Origin of the sequence: Bradyrhizobium pachyrhizi (assembly GCF_029714545.1) — a bacterium.
Taxonomy (GTDB): Bacteria; Pseudomonadota; Alphaproteobacteria; order Rhizobiales; family Xanthobacteraceae; genus Bradyrhizobium; species Bradyrhizobium pachyrhizi.
Window position 1 is genome coordinate 4,895,664 of sequence record NZ_CP121667.1, and the last position, 15,681, is coordinate 4,911,344.

Genomic DNA, 15,681 nt, shown 5'->3' on the forward strand with positions numbered 1-15,681 from the left:
TTAGGAACGCCGTTCCGGGCGGCATCGTTAGGCCGTTGACGCAACCAGCCAAATGGAGAGGCTATCATGAAGGTTTGCGACGCGATGACACCTGACGTCCAGCTGTGCACCCCCGACGATACGCTCCGCGACGCCGCGGAAGCGATGGCAGCGCTCGGTGTCGGCCTGCTGCCGGTTGCCGATAGCGAGCGCCTGGTCGGCATGATCACGGACCGCGACATCGCGCTTCGTGGCATCGGAATGGGTCGCGGCCCCGACTCGCGGGTCGGCGACGTCATGACGGCCGAGGTGAAGTATTGCTTCGAAGATCAGGAGCTCGAGGACATCGCGCAGAACATGGGTGCGATCCAGGTTCGGCGCTTGCCGGTGCTGAGCCGGGACAAGCGCCTGGTCGGAATCATCGCCCTCGGGGATATCGCCCTGATCCAGGCCAGCGATGGTACGGGCATGGCGCTCAGCCAGATCTCACGCCCGACCACCCAACACGCGCAACTCTAGACTTACACGGCTCCGCTTCGTGGCCCAGGCTCGCAAAAGCCCAGCTCGCGAAGCGGAGCGTCAGGTGCGCCAATGGCCGACTATATACCGTGGATCGTGATTGCCGCCGGGGTCATCGCCCTGATCGTCACGGCGCTGCTCTGGCGCGCCCACTACGTCAGCTCCGATTGACCGAACGGGGAGCCCGCGCCGTCAGGCCGCCATTTTGCGGCAGGATTCCGCACACGCACGGCACATCGCCACGCATTCGTCCATGCCGCCGACGCGCTCGCAATCCTCGGCGCATTCACCGCAGATCTCCGCGCATTCCCGGCAGGTGTGCCTGTGGTGCGGGGTGTTGATCAGCATGAAATGGGCCGCCGTCCGGCACATTTCCGCACAAGCCATCATCAATCGGAAATGCGCCGGCTCGACATGCTTGCCGCCGGTGACGAGACAATGGTTCATGGCCGTGCCGAGGCAGGTCCTATAGCAGGACAGACAGGTCTCGACGCATCGATTCATTTCCTCAGAAAATGCCATGTCGATACCTCACGCCTGCGCCAGCAGCTGGCGCAGGTAGCAGAGCCCGTCAAGGGTCAGCTTCGACTCGCGGACCTCGCCCTGCGCGATCTCGGCCTCGAGGAAGGTCTCGAGCTCGGGAAGCGCGCGGTCGAACCTGTCCGTGATGCCCATCAGCTCGCAGGTTTGCTTGATCCGCTCGATCGGTTTTTCCAGCACGTTGATCTCAACCATTTTTGCATAAGCCCGGGTCATGCCGTTGGTTCCTATGCTCATTGCCGGATGCGCTGCTGCGGGGTCTGCGCCGGCTACGACGCCCTGCCGACCGTGTCGGCCATGGTTGCGCCACGCGCTCCGAGCGGCTTGCGGTGGCCCTCGGTCGAATCGAGCATGGTCTGATGCTCGATCTCTGAATTCAGCTCTGCCCCGCACAGCACGATGATGGCGGACATCCACATCCACGTCATCAGACCGATGGCCGCCCCCAGCGAGCCATAGGTCGCGTTGTAATCGCCGAAGTTCGCCAGATACCAGGAGAGCAGCACCGAACCGGCCAGCCACAGCACGGCCGCCGCAACGGCGCCGACGCTGAGCCACTGCCAGCGCGGCCTGGTTCGGCTCGGGCCATAGCGGTACAGCACCGCGAGCGCGGTGAGGAGCAGGAGCACCAGGATCGGCCACCGTCCGAACCGGACGACGAGCTCGGCCGTCGTGCCCAGTCCGACCTGCTGCAGCAAAAGCGGGACGACGACCACCGCTCCGACCATCAACATGATGGAAATCAGCCCGGCGATCGTGAACGAGAGGGACATCAGATTGAGTTTGACGAAGCTACGCTTTTCCTTCTCGTCATAGACGACGTTGAGCGCATCGAAGATCGCCTTCATGCCGGCATTGGCGCTCCAGATCGCGATCAGCAGGCCGGCGGCAAAGGTCAGGCCGAGCGTCGAGGTCCCCTTCGCGAGCACGCGGGCGATCTGGTCCTGGACGATCGCAAACGAGCCTTCCGGCAGCATCAGAGCCAGGCTCTGCAGGTTCGATGAGATCGTGGACGGATCGGCGAACAGGCCGTAGCTCGAGACCAGCGCGGTGATCGCCGGGAAGATCGCGAGCAAGCCGTAGAACACGACGCCGGCCGCGGTGGCCAGCAGGCGGTCCTCGTCGATCTGCTGATAGGTCCGCAGCAGAATGTCCTTCCAGCCGGCAGCCGGAATCTCGAGCGGCGTGTCAGCGAGCCGTCCACGATCCCGGGTTTCGGCCAGCACGGGTTCGACGCCCTGCTCCCGAGCGGACCGCCGCTCCGATCGGGACATCTGGCGAGAGATCGCCAGGGTCGCCAGAGCCGTTGCACCGGCGAGCATCAGGTCGTTCGTCCAATTGCGCGGCGCCATCGCTAGTCCTGGATCGCGTCGCGCTGACGCCGGGCGCGCGATGCAGCAAACCAGCCGACAAGCATGATTGCAGCCCCGGCGGCCAGCGCGCGGGTGGTGGGATCTACGCTCGCCCCTGCTCCCGTCCGGGTGGTGCCGATCAGCCGCGCGGCGACGGGCACTGCGATCGCGCGCTTGAGCATGTCGGCCTGTCGGCCGGGGCGCGGCACGGCCGGCGCAGGACGCGCGAGCAGCACGCGGCCCATGATCAACCCCACGATCCCGAGGAGGACAAAGACGCCCCCGATCGCGGCATATGCGATCCAGATGCCGTAGTGCACTTCAAGGGCGTGGAAAGCCGCGCCAACCCCGATCCCGATCGCGATCAGAAGCGAGACCGCACCTGCCAGCATGAAGCTGCATGCAAGTGCGTAGCCGGTCACCAGGCGCCCCAGCCATTGCCGCAAATCCGCAAGGTAGGAGCGGAAGATCAGGCTCAGCGAAGACGGCCAGGTGTTGACGCGCATGACGAGGTCCGTAGCAAGTTGGCACCCGACAACCCGGCAGGAAGATCGACGTTCCTCCCCGGCAACGCGCGACAGTTCGCGCCCTGCGGGACAGCGCGGACCGAGTGCTAACTGACCGGAGGGAGATTTGCGCGTGGTGGCATGGAGCTCGGGAATGGCTTCGCGACCAAGAGCGTCGCGCGTTCGTCGGTTTCGAGCGCGATCTTCTGGGCAAGCATCACGTCGCCCGCCGCCAGCGAGCCGACGGGCCGGAAGCACCAGCCCAGCACGATGCGGCCGCCGCCGTCCATCTCATAGACGTTGGTCGAGGTGCCGTAGCAAATCCGGTATCGCTTGCCGGACTCCGAGCCGATAACGTCGAAGCGCTTATACTTTTCGAACTGCGCCCGCTGCTCGGGTGACAGCCACGCGGACAGCAGCGCAAGTCCGCGCGCCTCGATTCGTTCATACGCCTTCCAGCGATCCCAGATCGCGGCCAGCGTCGCACCCAGCGTGCTGGCGGCGCGCCGGAGCACGGACCGCAGGGACATCTCGCGCAGACGGGCGAGCATGGCGTCAGCCGCCGACCAGCCTCGGATAGAACAGGGTTTCCTCGGCGGTCGGATCGAGCGCGCGGACCAACTTCGCCTCTCCGGTCGCTTGCCGGATTGCGGCGATGTAGCCATCCGACGTGAGCTGGGTGAAGCGAGCATTCGCCCAGGCCAGCTGCTCACTGTTGTCGGGATCGAACTGCTGCCTCGTGTCGCCGGAGTGATCCATCACCAAGATCGTTGCCATCATCGTCTCCCTTGAAGGACATTCACACCTGCATCAGACAATCGGCACGGCCGTCGTCGGCCTGCCGCCCATCCACTCCGGCAGCGCGGCGCCGTCGCGGTGACGGCCGCCCGCGCCGGCCGAGGCCCACGCGGCGACCGCACCGAACAGCAGCGCCGCCGCAACCGAGAACGCCAAAATCACCGCGCTGCGCCGCGACCGCTGGATGGCGGTCCTGGCATCGCCCATCACGCTGTCGACGCGCTTCTCCGCCTCCGCCGCAGGCAGACCGGTCGCGGCCGCGACCTGCTGGATCAGATAGCTGCGATCGTCGGCGCTGACGCCGCTGCGGCCGGAGCTCGTCAGCAGGATGCGGCCCGCCTCCGCCCGCTCATAGCCGATATCGATATTGGCCGGACGCCGCTGCGACCGGTACAGGCGGTCGAGCTCGGCGCTCAGCAACGGCTCCGCGGCCGTCGCAGATGGCCGGTTCTGGACCACCGGGCGCGCGGTCGACAGCCCAACCAGCGCGACGATCGTAGCACCCAGGATGACGGCAAGCGCCCAGGCGGTCAGTCCGTGAAGCCCGTCGCGGCTGTCGATCTCGTCGGATGGCGTCGCGCCGATCACGCGCTGCGCCCGGCCGGCGATGTAGCCGCCGACGCCGAAGCTCACCAGCGCCTGCAGGATCAAATACAGCCCCGACAGCAACGCGAGCGCAGCCGATGCATCGCGCCATGACGGCGAGCTTGAACTGACACCCAATCCGACCGCCGCGCCGAAGCCGATCAGGATCACCGACAGCGCCGCCGCTGCCAACGCGCCGGCAATGACCGGGCTCCATTGCAGCCGAAGCCCGGTCCTGTTGGCGGCGGACACAGCAAGCCCTCGCTCGTTATCCATGACGCGCCTACCGCAGCCCGAAGAACGACAATATCGCCAAAATGACCACAATCAGTCCGACCAGATAAATCAGCTGGTTCATGCAAACCTCCTCCGTCCATCTCGTCCTGACAATCTGGTGGAGAAGCCAAGGTTCCTACGGGGACGAACCGGCACGATGCAGCAAGCCAATAACGCGATGCAGTAAGCCAATAAAAAGGGCCCCGCCGAAGCGAGGCCCTCATTGGTCGTCGCGATCTGCTTATCGCGACGCGCGACCAGCACCGTTAGTCGTCGTCCCAGTCATGACCACGGATCACGAAGCCGCGGTCGCGGTAGTAGTCGCGATGATGGTTGTACCAGCCGTGGTGCCAGCCCCGGTCATGCCGGTATACGTCGACGCGCGGGCCACCATAATATCGATCGCCGTAGTAGCCGTGGTCGCGGCCGACATAGATGCCCACACCCTGCGCGCTCGCAACGGTCGGTGCCGCTATCGAGAGTGCCGCAACCGCGGCAAGAGTGTAAGTAAGCTTCGTCATGGCATCCTCCTTTCTAGTACGCCGTGATAACGACCGTCGTCCGCGCATGTTGCAGGAACAGGATCGGAACTTTCCTGAACGTTCCTTCACCATCATGGCGGCTGGACGTGACCGGCGGACGAGATCGAGGAGCCCTCGACGCGCTCTGCTCGATCGCTGCGGCTCCGCTCCCACCTGTTCGACACAAGTGACCCCAGCTCAGGGGTGGAGAGCTGGGGTCGTAGCGGGGTTCTCCTGGTTGCGCTGACGGCCGGTCGGCGCGTCAGCTCGCGAGAGCATGCACGTCGCAGTCGGTTCCGGCACTAACGTCTGCAAATGTGCGACGCACAATTATGCCGCTGCGATTGCCCGATCTGACTGCTTAGCGCCACATGCTCGGGGCGGTGCGGAGCGCGGCCTGGCCCGCGATGCGCAGCTCATCGATTGACGAGCGTCCCTCGCGAATGGCCTGCAGCAATCCGGAAGCAACGTTGGTCCGCTTCGTCGTATCCGAGCGCGGCACGCCTCCGCAGACCTCGTCGAGCACCGCGCGAAGCACTGCCGCCGTCTCTCCATCGAGCATGATTGCCTCCCTGCCCTCGTGGATCGAACTGCATCGTAGCGCGAGACCGCGCGAGAGGAGTTCAAGTATGTTAACAGCCGTATCCAAATCTTGCGCGGCCGACCGTCGCGCTGTCTTCGTCGTGACAAATCACTGTCATGTTCAGATCGTCAGTGCGCTCTGCAAAATGACGCGCACCCGCGTCAGTCCCGCCGCGACATTTCAAGGATCGCGTCGGCGAATGCCTGCGGCGCCCCACGCGCCCGCCGCACCAGCATCCGTCGCGATTTCAGGAGGAGCAGCATAGAGCCGCCTTGCCGCGTCTCAGCCGCGCCGCTTGGTGTGCAGATAGTCGGCCGAAAACAGCGCCGTGTCCTTGAGCAGCTTCAGGTCGTTGATCGTCAGCATGCGGTCGCGCAGCACGATCAGGCCGGAGGCGCGCAGCTCCTGCAGCGTCCTGTTGACATGGACCACCGACAGGCCGGTGGCATCGGCGAGATCCATCTGCGTGACCGGGAACAGGCAGGAATCGCCGTCGATCATTCCGATCGGCAGCAGGCGCTCGTAGAGTTCGCACAACAGATGCGCGACCCGCTCCAGCGCCACGCGCCGTCCGATGTTGACCGTCCATTCCCGCTGGATCGCGCTGCTTACCATGGTTTCGCACCACAGCGCCTCCTCCAGCGTACGGTCGCTCGCCAGCGGCTGCTCGAACGCCGGACGCTTGATGTCGGCGTAGGTGACCGGGGTCAGTGCGCCGATCGAATGATCCATCACCGACAGCAGATAGACGCAGGCGTCGCAGCTGTCGCCCGGCAGGACGAAATTGACGATCTGACGGCGGCCGTCCGCCAGCGTCTTGTAGCGGCAGAGCCAGCCCGACAGGATGATCCTGACGCTGTCGACCGGATCGCCTTCGGTGGCGAGGTCTTCGCCCGGGCGGGCGCGATGCAGCCCGTCCTGGATCGCCTGCTGCAGCAACGCGATCCCGCGTTCGGACAATTGCCGCATGGCGTTGAGCCGCCGGATTACCGGCTGCGCCAGATTTCCCTCGAGGATCGGGGGATGCATCTAGCTCCCCATGCTCGGCGTATGGATGGCTTGCGGGCTCATTGGTATCGCGATCGTGCAGCGGAGTCCCGACGGATTGAACTCGAGCGTGGTCTTGCCCTTGAACTCGAACGCCAGCGTTCGCTCCAGGAGATCGGACCCAAATCCCCTGCGGCGCGGCGGCGTGACCGCGGGTCCGCTGCGTTCGTGCCAGTCGAACACCAGTTGTCGCGGCTCGGCCGCATCATCGATGCGCCACGAGACGTCGATGCGCCCGGCGGTCTGGCCCAGCGCGCCATATTTCAAGGCGTTGGTTGCGAGCTCGTGGATCGCCAGCGCGAAGGTCTCCGCGGCCTTGGGCTGCAGGCGGATCCTGGGACCTTTGACCTTCAGTTGCTCGTCTTCCTTCGCGTTGTACGCAAGCAATTCCTCGACCACGAGATATTCGAGGTCGACGCCGCCCTCCGGATCGCGGGTCACCAGCGACTGGGTCCGCGCAAAGGCGTTGAGGCGTCCATCCAGATGCGACGCATAGTCCTCGACGCTCGCGCTGGTCTCGGCCGAGCGGCGCGCGATCGAGCGGACCACGCCCAGCGTGTTGCGGACGCGATGCTGCAGCTCGGCGAGCAGCAGCCGCTGCCGTTCCTCCGCCCGCGTGATCGCGGTGACGTCGATGAAGGTGATCACGACGCCGGCGATGAAATTGTCGATGCTGCGGTACGGCAGGATGCGCACGATATAGCGCGTGCCGCTGTCGGGCGCGGTCAACTCGCGCTCGGCGCTGGCCAGCGTCCGCAGCACGCGCCGCACATCGTCGTAGAGCTCCTCGATCGGGATGCGCGCCTTGATATGCGCGATCGGGCGGCCGACATCGGTCTCGACCAGATGCAGCAATTGCGTGATCGCCGGCGTAAAGTTCATCACCTTCAGATCGTTGTCCAGGAACACGGTGGCGATCTGGGTGCTCTCGAGGAAATTCTTCAGGTCGCTGGTGGCACGGGTCAATTCCTGCACGCGGTGCGCCAGCTCGCCGTTGACGGTGGTCAGCTCCTCATTGACCGACTGCAATTCCTCCCGCGAGGTCTCCAGTTCCTCGTTGGCGGATTGCAGTTCCTCATTGAGCGATTGATATTCCTCGTTGGAGGATTTCAATTCCTCGTTCGTACTCTCGAGCTCCTCGATCGTAGCTTGCAGCCGCTCGCGGGTGGCGCGCAGCTCGCTTTCCAGCCGCTCGACATGCTCGGTCCTGACCAGAATGTTGGGGTTGCCTTCGGCGGGCTCCGCCTGCCGGATCGGGCCATCCTTGAACAGGACGACGAAGTTGCGATGACCGGCAGGGCCGTCCTGGATCGGCTCGACCGTGATATCGACCAGCACACGATGCCCGTTGACGCCGAGTTGCACCTGCTCGGCATGGGCGGCCTCGTTGATTTCCGCGGCACGGCTGAGCGCGGTGCGCAGCTCCAGCCTGAGATCGCGATGCACGAGCTGCAGCAGATCGAGCGTCGCCGTGCCTGCGGTCGGCTCGATATAGCGGCCGGTGCGGCCGGAGAAATGCAGGATGTGAAAGTGGTCGTCGGTGATCACATAGGCCGGCGCATAGCGCTCGGCGATGCGCTGGGCGCGCCGCTCGAGGCCGACATCGTGGCCAACGGAGCGCACCGGCGGCACGTCGATCGCGGCCCGCCCGGTCGCCGTCGTGATCGGAAACTCCGGCGGCAGCCGCGTTCCGGTCTCGAGCCTCTTGAAGATGCGCGCGCGCCGGTCGACCGGCGCGAACAGCTTCGGATGTCGTGTGACGTTCTCGGAATTGCCGAGAAACAGGAAGCGGTCCGGCAACAGCGCGAAGTGGAACAGCGGGATGACGCGGTTCTGCAGCTCGCCATTGAGGTAGATCAGCAGATTGCGGCACGAGACCAGATCGAGCTTGGAGAACGGCGCGTCCTTGATGACATTGTGCTGCGAGAAGATGCACATCTCGCGCAGCTCCTTGACGACGCAGTAGGTGTCGCCTTCGCGGACGAACCAGCGCGCCAGCCGTTCCGGCGTCATATCGCTCTCGATGCTGGTGCGATAGCGCCCGACGCGGGCGGCGGCGAGCGCGCGCCCGTCGATGTCGGTCGCGAAGATCTGCACCTGCGGTACCGAGTCGAGACCGGCCATATGCTCGCGCAGCAGGATGCCGATCGAATAGGCCTCTTCGCCGGTTGCGCAGCCAAGCACCCAGACACGCACCTGCTGGCCGGCGCCCTTTCCTTCGAACATCTTCGGGATGATCTGGGTTTCCAGGACATCGAACTCCTTCTTGTCGCGGAAAAATTCCGTGACGCCGATCAGGAGGTCGTTGAACAGATGTTGCGCCTCGTCCTTGTCGTTTCTCAGGAAATCGACATAGGCGGAGATCTCGTCGATCTGCACCACCTGCATGCGGCGCTGGACGCGACGCAGGAAGGTATTCTGCTTGTAGCCGTGGAAATCGTTGCCGGTCTTGTTGCGAAGGATATCCGCGATGCGCGCAAGCGAGCTTGCTGCCGCGGCCAGCACCTCGTCGAATCCCTGTTTTTCCTCGAGCCGGCGCAGGTGGCGGGCATAGACGTCGATATGCTCGGGAATGGCCTCGGGCGGCAGGACAAAATCCGCGATCGCGGCGGCCGAATTACCTTCCTCATGCGGGTTGGATTCGCCCTCCCCGATGCGTTCGGCGATCGCCAGGCCGCCATGATCCTTCAGGGTCGCGACCCCGAGCGTGCCGTCGCCACCGGTGCCGGCCAGCACCACGCCGATCGATTCCTCGGCGCGCTCCTCCGCCAGCGACACCAGGAAGCTGTCAATGGTGGCCCGCTCGGCGCGCGCCTGCTCGGCGCGCCGCACGGCGAAACGGTCGCCATGAACGGTGGTGATCATGTCGGACGGACACAGATGGATCACGCCGCCCTCGACGAGCTGTCCGTCGCTGATTTCGGACAGTCGGGCGCCTTCCGATCGCTGCAACGCTTCGCGCAACCGGGTGTCCTCGATGGCATCCCGGTACTGCAACACGAGCACGACAGCCTGGTCCGGATTGAGCCTCAGCTTCGAGAAGAACCGCTCGATGCTGTCGAGGGTGCCGGCGGACGCGCCCACACCGATGATCAGCGGCGCCTTGGACTGGCGCTCTTCGTCTCCGCTCTGGGGTTGGCCAACATCATCCATGATTGCAGCGGCTCTCATTCTCCTGCTGGCGTCTCGCCCGCGTCTTTTGATAGCAGAGTTTAGTCCTATCCCAACGGGATAGGTAGGAATTCTCCAACCTCCCGGGAACCTCGACTCCGGGATCGATTGCTCTCCAAAACCGGAAGGGTCATAGTTAGGTGATGGCAGCCGACCCGACCATAGATGGATCCGGAGAGCTCGCGGCCCTGATCAGGCGCGCGGAACGGGCGACCGCAGAAGCCCATCGCCTCATCGACGAGAATGACCTCTGGCGCCGGCGCGTCCTCCAGCAGTTTGACCACATGTTCGAACTTGGAGCGGAGTTCAGGGCAGCGAGGCGCGTGCCCGATCCTCCTCCCAGGCGCTAGTGCCGTGTCACCCGCTCCTCGAGATATGCGACCCGCTGCACGATCAAGGTTCGATGCCGCTCCCACTCGATTAAGGTCTGCTTGAGCAAGCCGACCAGCCGCTCGGCTTGCACAGTGTCGTGACCGGCCCGTTGCAGCCAATCCAGCAAATCCTGCTGGCTGCGCAGCCGCCTCCAGCCCTCCTCGATGTCGATGTCCGCCTTGACCAGCAGCTCGCGCTCGGACCGCAACTGTTCGGCCCAGTTCGCATGCTCAGCGCTGGCCATCACGGTTCCTTCCGCGCCGGTCGTTTCGGATCGAGTGATTGTAGCATGACTCGCCGGATCATATCGGCGTATTCGCGGTATTCAGCGGCGCGCGCGTCATACATTTGCGCGATCGCCGGGCGACCGCTCTGGCGGCCGTCATCGGCCATCCGGTGCACCAGTTCGGCGCGCTCCTCGATGATGCGCAGCGCGACCCGAAGCGCCTCGTCGACCCGGCCCTCCTGCTCCTTGGCAAGCGCGTCGGCCGTATAGGCGTGACCGACCTGACAGCGAAATCGCAGCGGGTGCCCCACCTTGAGCTCGGAAAGGACGCCACCGCACCCTGGACAGGTCAGCGGTGCTGGATCGGCAATTTCGACCAGCGTATCGCTGCCGACGCGCTCGCCCGCCGCGATCTTCACCTCCAGCACGATCTCGGGCGGGATCGGCAGCACCGCGCCGGCCCGTTCCCGGGCCAGTTCGGACAGCACATCGCCAAGCCGTGCACCCGGGATACAGAGGTCGACCGTGGTCGCTTCCAAGGCCCTGAGCGGCATTTCGTCGGACATCGCGTCCCGGGGCTCCTGAACCAGCGCGACCCCACCGCAGCGCTTGATCGCGTTCAGGCCCGCCGCGCCGTCGGACAGCAGGCCGCTGAGCACGACGCCGATCACGCGCGGTCCATAGTGCAGTGCGGCCGAGCGAAACAGCGCGTCGATCGCCGGCCGCACCAGATTTTCGCGTGGCCCGCGGCCGAGCATCAGGTGGCCGTCCTGGATCAGCAGATGGTGGTCCGGTGCCGCCAGATAGACGTGACCATTTTCGATGACCATGCCGCTTTCGGCCTGCCGGACCGGCAGCTTGCCGGCTGCGCTCGCGACCGTGGAGAGAATGCCGATGCCGTGGGACGGTATGTGCAATACGACGAAGACCGCGGCCGGCAGGTCCGTCGGCAGTCGGCCCAGAATCTGCTTCAACGGTGCCGTCGCCCCAGCCGAACCGCCGATGACGATGATGTCGCGATTGGACATGGAACCTGCCTTTTCCGACATTATTTGCAACAAGACGAGCATTCGTCCTATGTTCCAATTTTGCGACGATATCACGCCGGATACGGCCGGAATCGACATGTCCGAATTTGCACCTTTGCGCGAACGCTCACTCTTGACCGGACGGCGCGTCCTGATCGTCGAAGACGAATATTTCCTTGCCGACGACATGCGCAGCGCGCTGCGCGCGCTCGGTGCCGATATCGCCGGGCCGGCCGGCGACATCGACGATGCGCTTCGTATCCTTCACGACGGCGGCGTGATCGATGGTGCGGTGCTCGACGTAAACATCCGCAAGCAGATGATTTATCCGGTTGCGCGCGAGCTGCAGGCGCGCGGCGTGCCGATCGTGTTCACCTCGGGATACGACAAGATCGTGCTGAGCACCGAGTTCGCGGACGTCCCGCTGTGGGAGAAGCCGTTCGATCATCGCGCCATGGCGCACGGCCTCGCCGGCATGATCCTGCACGGCGATCCCATGAACCAGATTGATCCGCAGGCTTGACCACCCGTCTCACGACGCCTCCGGGCGCGAGTATCCGCTCGAGCATTTGCAAATGTTAGTGCGGAGATCTGCAGAGAGCCTCACGATACTGCAGTGACGATATCGGACGGGGGTGCGTAATGACCGAGATCGAAAGACGTATCGAGCTGCTGGAGCAGACGGCCGCAGAACGCGCGCTGATCGCCGACCTCTCGACCGTCACGGAAACTCGAATCCGTAACGCCCAATTGGCAGACGAGTTGCGCCTCGTCGTCGCGCAGCTCAGGACCTTGAGGCCTGGTGACGCTCATATTGTCTGATTGTCTCGGCTAACGATCTCCGGCGAACCGGCGGCGTGACGCATCCTCCCATCGTTTTCAGGAAGGACAGCGACACTGCACGATTCAACAGATCGGATCGCGGAATGCCGGCAACTGGCCGACGAAGCCGACCGCAAGGCCTCGACATCCAGCGTCGAAACGACGCGCAAGGATTACGAATTGCTGGCGCGATCCTGGCGACGATTGGCGCTGAGCTACGAATTCTCTACGCTTCTCGAACGCTTCATCAAAGCCCGCTAAAGCATGATCCGGAAAAGTGCGAAGCGGTTTTCCGAAAAGATCATGCTCAAACAAAGAGCTAAGGCGCGATGACGATTCAACCTAATCTCATCGCGCTTTGGTCGGCCTACCGACCGATCGGGACATTGCCCGTGCCCGGCCCCACCAGCGAGAGCCCTACGTGCTGTTGTCGCGGTGAGCTTTGATCTCCATGCGCGCGCTCGCGGAATTACGCACCGATTGCCGCAACTCGGCAAGCTGATCGTCTCGCTGATCGGCGAGCGATTTCTTTTGTGCGCGCAAAGTGTGACTTTCTTCGATGGCAAGCTGAGCGCGGGCGAACAGGGGATCGATCATCGGCGAAACATGCCACTCGATCACTGCGTCCGCCCTGTCATGGGATAAGTCGGGGGCAGGTTTACCCAGCAAGCGGTGCGGTGCGACAAACATATCAGTCCATGAGACTTCGAAAATTGTTCGAGCGCACGTTCGGCGCTCGCATCGATGCGGGCTCCATAGCCTGATAGTTGGCGAGCTGGTCCCCGTAATTGCCATCCCGCATGGTTCCGCCTCCGCAAGGTTGCGAAAGCAACGCAAGTTAGGATTTCAGGTTCCCGTACTGGCTTTCCTCTTGCGGAAAGGGTTCCTGCGTTTTACGGCCCAGAAACGTGCTGGCGGGACTTTCGGCGAGGAGTTTGCGTGCGTGGCCGACGACCCGGCTCGTCCGCCGGGCATCGTCCAGATCCGGATCGTGGGAATTGGAAAGGCGATAGATGTGCCGCTCGTTGGGCATGGGCGCGCTCCCTGGTTATGCAGGCGGGAGCACAATCGGTCTCTCAGCCACCGACGCCTACGGCAGAGCCTTGGCCGATGATGAGGAGACAACAAACCTCGGCCAGGAAAGTTGCCAACAAAGTGCTGTGTTGGGAACCACAGCGCAAAACATGCGGTGTCGTCCCTGCGAAAGCAGGGACCCGTAGCCGCCGACGTCAGTTGGCTTGCTGTGCTGGAGCCACAGCCTGTGTCAACAACGCAGCCCTGTGGTTATGGGTCCCTGCTTTCGCAGGGACGACGTGTGGAAAGAGCAGCGAGCTCTCATTCTCTTTGGTGCCATTGCGCACGGGGGGCCGGCAACTGTTATGTCGGCTTGGTCTGCAGGTAGGGCTTTCTGTCGCGCATCATGGCGTTGAGGACCGTTAGGAGCTTCCTGGCAACGGCAATGAGAGCGAGCTTGGCTGGTTTGCCGGCCTGTCGCAGCCGCGCGTAGAAGGCCTTGAATGGATCGGCCCGACGAACCGCGTTCAGAGCCGCCATATAGAGGGCGTCACGAACGCGCTTTCGGCCGCCGGCGATCTTGCGTTTTCCACGGAAGGCGCCGCTGTCGACGTTGAAGGGGGCAAGGCCCGCGAGCGCGGCGATCTGCTTCGCTCCAACATGTCCAAGTTCCGGCATCTTCGCGATCAGCTGCATGCAAGCCACGGGACCCACGCCCGGCAGTGAGCGCATCAACCGCGCATCGTCCGCGATCTCCGGCTCGGCCTTGGTCAATGCGTTGATATCGGCCTCGATCTCGGCGATCTCGCCGTCGAGAACCTCAATGAGCCGACTGATCCGTTCGGCCATGGCGCAGTCGTCGGCCTCGCTGCGCCGGTTCTTCTCCTGCGCGCGCATGAGAACCAGTTGGTCCCGCCGTTTTGCAAGCCCTGCCAAAGCGTTGCGGGCGGGATTGGCGGCCCGCTCGGTTGCCGGCTGCATGACCCGGCCAAAGGCCGCCAGCATCCGTGCATCGATCGGATCGGTTTTGGCAAGTTGGCCGCTGGCCCGCGCAAAATCGCGAGCTCGAGCCGGATTGATCCGAGCGAAGCGGACACCGGCCTGGCTTAGGGCCTCGCGAAGCGCGAGATCATAGGCGCCCGTGGCCTCGAAGACGACCAGCGCATCGCATCGCCAACGCGCCACCTGCTGTGTGATGGCCTGTGCCGCGTTGGCGATGCGCCTGGACACGCCGTCAGCTTCATCAAAGATATCGAGATGCTTCTTGGAGACGTCGATTCCGACATAACGAGGGGGTATGATCACGGTGCCTGTCCCTGTGATGCGAGGTCTGTTGGCGCAGCCTCGTGCAACTGTTCAGGTTGGTAATGGAACGGGCGGGAGGCCGAGCCGGCTCACGGCGTCAAGCGCCAAGGACCCAACGGCTTCCCGCCCAACCCATCCTGACAGACTTCCAAGACACAGGGACCCATAACGCCGCTGCGCATCCCGGCGCGCCCATCGATTAGCGTTCAGCTCGCCAGCTATCCGGCGACGTTCATCTGCTTGCACAGCATCCCGAGAGCTTCCGCACACCCGCGCGGCTTGGTCACCACCGGGAGATGCGCATACTTCTCGGGCAGCGTGCTGGCGTCGTAGCCGGTGTACAGGGTGACCGGTGTTCCCATCGCAAGCAGGGCATCGATCAACTTGTAGGACGAGGTTCCATTGACGTTGATGTCGATCAGCGCGCCAGAGGCTCCGGAAGCGTGCGGGCGGGCTTCGTCGATCGAAGCGAACGGGCCGACGACGTGATAGCCGGCCTGTCGTGCCAGCGCGGCACAGTCATCGGCAATGAAATACTCGTCTTCCACGATCAAGATCGTACGCATAGCAGCACCTCTGCCAGTTGCGCGGATGATCGAGGTGTTAACGTTGTCGCGCTGGTTGGGTTTCCCGACGCGCGCCGTTCCGCGCACCTTCAGGACAGCGACTATGGCCTATTTCAGAGGGCGGGGTATTTCGACGCCGAGGTGGGACTGGTCCCGTTTTCAGGCACACGCCGTCAGCTACCGGCCACCAGCAACCCAAGGTACAGCCAGAGTACAATTGTCACGGTCATCGTTGCTGCGAAAAAGTAGCGGTCGATGAGATTCATCAACTGTACCTTCGGCTGACTATGGCGGATATCGAATCGCGGTCGAAACATCATTCGCTGCCGCTTGTCATCTCTCTGCCTGGTTCCGGCATTTACATATGAGAGATCGGTGATCCCGCCCGGAGATGCCTTGTTTGCCGATGTCGAAGAACAAATCAGTCGCCGTCACCGCTAGGCTGTGCGGATGCGCCGCTCCAAGGCGGCA

The 15,681-nt window shown here is 63.9% G+C and carries 20 protein-coding genes; 3 read left to right on the forward strand and 17 right to left on the reverse strand.

From position 1 onward, the window contains the following. Nucleotides 1-66 precede the first annotated feature (66 nt). Nucleotides 67-498, forward strand: coding sequence for a CBS domain-containing protein (locus QA639_RS22970; protein ID WP_283087472.1), 432 nt, complete (start codon nucleotides 67-69; stop codon nucleotides 496-498). A gap of 192 nt (nucleotides 499-690) precedes the next feature. Here QA639_RS22970 and QA639_RS22975 read toward each other — a convergent pair whose 3' ends face one another. The 13 genes from QA639_RS22975 to QA639_RS23035 form a co-directional block, all read right to left on the reverse strand. Next, nucleotides 691-1,020 carry a four-helix bundle copper-binding protein gene (locus tag QA639_RS22975; RefSeq protein ID WP_283087473.1) on the reverse strand — a complete coding sequence of 110 codons (330 nt, stop codon included), beginning with the start codon at nucleotides 1,018-1,020 and terminating at the stop codon, nucleotides 691-693. A gap of 9 nt (nucleotides 1,021-1,029) precedes the next feature. Beyond that, entirely contained in the window at nucleotides 1,030-1,254 is a 225-nt protein-coding gene (locus QA639_RS22980; protein ID WP_283087474.1) for a hypothetical protein, read from the reverse strand. Nucleotides 1,255-1,307: 53 nt separating this feature from the next. Beyond that, complete coding sequence (locus tag QA639_RS22985; RefSeq protein ID WP_283087475.1) at nucleotides 1,308-2,390, reverse strand: YihY/virulence factor BrkB family protein; 1,083 nt, start codon at nucleotides 2,388-2,390, stop codon at nucleotides 1,308-1,310. 2 nt (nucleotides 2,391-2,392) lie between these two features. Further along, nucleotides 2,393-2,896 (reverse strand): hypothetical protein, encoded by a 504-nt coding sequence (locus QA639_RS22990; RefSeq protein WP_283087476.1) that lies wholly within the window; start codon nucleotides 2,894-2,896, stop codon nucleotides 2,393-2,395. A gap of 107 nt (nucleotides 2,897-3,003) precedes the next feature. Next, on the reverse strand, nucleotides 3,004-3,447 hold the full coding sequence (locus tag QA639_RS22995; RefSeq protein WP_321177270.1) for a hypothetical protein: 444 nt from the start codon (nucleotides 3,445-3,447) through the stop codon (nucleotides 3,004-3,006). Nucleotides 3,448-3,451: 4 nt separating this feature from the next. Then, nucleotides 3,452-3,673 carry a hypothetical protein gene (locus QA639_RS23000; RefSeq protein ID WP_028331981.1) on the reverse strand — a complete coding sequence of 74 codons (222 nt, stop codon included), beginning with the start codon at nucleotides 3,671-3,673 and terminating at the stop codon, nucleotides 3,452-3,454. Nucleotides 3,674-3,706: 33 nt separating this feature from the next. Beyond that, nucleotides 3,707-4,555, reverse strand: a complete 849-nt coding sequence (locus QA639_RS23005; protein ID WP_283087477.1) for a hypothetical protein — start codon at nucleotides 4,553-4,555, stop codon at nucleotides 3,707-3,709. Nucleotides 4,556-4,821: 266 nt separating this feature from the next. Further along, on the reverse strand, nucleotides 4,822-5,076 hold the full coding sequence (locus QA639_RS23010) for a hypothetical protein (RefSeq protein WP_283087478.1): 255 nt from the start codon (nucleotides 5,074-5,076) through the stop codon (nucleotides 4,822-4,824). Nucleotides 5,077-5,437: 361 nt separating this feature from the next. Further along, nucleotides 5,438-5,638: a hypothetical protein gene (locus QA639_RS23015; protein ID WP_028331978.1), complete on the reverse strand. Its 201-nt coding sequence runs from the start codon at nucleotides 5,636-5,638 to the stop codon at nucleotides 5,438-5,440. A 303-nt stretch (nucleotides 5,639-5,941) separates the two neighbouring features. Continuing rightward, on the reverse strand, nucleotides 5,942-6,688 hold the full coding sequence (locus tag QA639_RS23020) for a Crp/Fnr family transcriptional regulator (RefSeq protein WP_283087479.1): 747 nt from the start codon (nucleotides 6,686-6,688) through the stop codon (nucleotides 5,942-5,944). Then, entirely contained in the window at nucleotides 6,689-9,859 is a 3,171-nt protein-coding gene (locus QA639_RS23025; protein WP_157348598.1) for a CheR family methyltransferase, read from the reverse strand. It abuts the gene before it with no gap. A gap of 364 nt (nucleotides 9,860-10,223) precedes the next feature. Beyond that, nucleotides 10,224-10,493, reverse strand: coding sequence for a hypothetical protein (locus QA639_RS23030; RefSeq protein WP_028331974.1), 270 nt, complete (start codon nucleotides 10,491-10,493; stop codon nucleotides 10,224-10,226). Beyond that, on the reverse strand, nucleotides 10,493-11,503 hold the full coding sequence (locus QA639_RS23035) for a chemotaxis protein CheB (RefSeq protein ID WP_050385370.1): 1,011 nt from the start codon (nucleotides 11,501-11,503) through the stop codon (nucleotides 10,493-10,495). Before QA639_RS23035 ends, QA639_RS23030 begins: the two co-directional genes overlap by 1 nt. Nucleotides 11,504-11,600: 97 nt before the next feature. Between QA639_RS23035 and QA639_RS23040 the strand changes: the two genes are divergently transcribed. After that, nucleotides 11,601-12,026, forward strand: a complete 426-nt coding sequence (locus QA639_RS23040) for a response regulator (protein WP_028352427.1) — start codon at nucleotides 11,601-11,603, stop codon at nucleotides 12,024-12,026. A 119-nt stretch (nucleotides 12,027-12,145) separates the two neighbouring features. Then, nucleotides 12,146-12,325: a hypothetical protein gene (locus QA639_RS23045; RefSeq protein ID WP_244482219.1), complete on the forward strand. Its 180-nt coding sequence runs from the start codon at nucleotides 12,146-12,148 to the stop codon at nucleotides 12,323-12,325. Nucleotides 12,326-12,742: 417 nt separating this feature from the next. Here the strand turns inward: QA639_RS23045 and QA639_RS23050 are convergent, their stop codons facing one another. The 4 genes from QA639_RS23050 to QA639_RS23065 all read right to left on the reverse strand — a co-directional run bounded on the left by QA639_RS23050 (nucleotide 12,743) and on the right by QA639_RS23065 (nucleotide 15,210). Then, the gene (locus tag QA639_RS23050) at nucleotides 12,743-13,015 is read right to left on the reverse strand and encodes a hypothetical protein (RefSeq protein WP_283087480.1); all 273 of its coding nucleotides are present in this window, start codon (nucleotides 13,013-13,015) and stop codon (nucleotides 12,743-12,745) included. A gap of 148 nt (nucleotides 13,016-13,163) precedes the next feature. Further along, the gene (locus tag QA639_RS23055; protein WP_028331970.1) at nucleotides 13,164-13,358 is read right to left on the reverse strand and encodes a hypothetical protein; all 195 of its coding nucleotides are present in this window, start codon (nucleotides 13,356-13,358) and stop codon (nucleotides 13,164-13,166) included. Between the two features lie 344 nt (nucleotides 13,359-13,702). After that, the gene (locus QA639_RS23060; RefSeq protein WP_346283699.1) at nucleotides 13,703-14,644 is read right to left on the reverse strand and encodes a transposase; all 942 of its coding nucleotides are present in this window, start codon (nucleotides 14,642-14,644) and stop codon (nucleotides 13,703-13,705) included. 218 nt (nucleotides 14,645-14,862) lie between these two features. Continuing rightward, complete coding sequence (locus tag QA639_RS23065; protein ID WP_028331969.1) at nucleotides 14,863-15,210, reverse strand: response regulator; 348 nt, start codon at nucleotides 15,208-15,210, stop codon at nucleotides 14,863-14,865. Nucleotides 15,211-15,681: the final 471 nt, after the last annotated feature.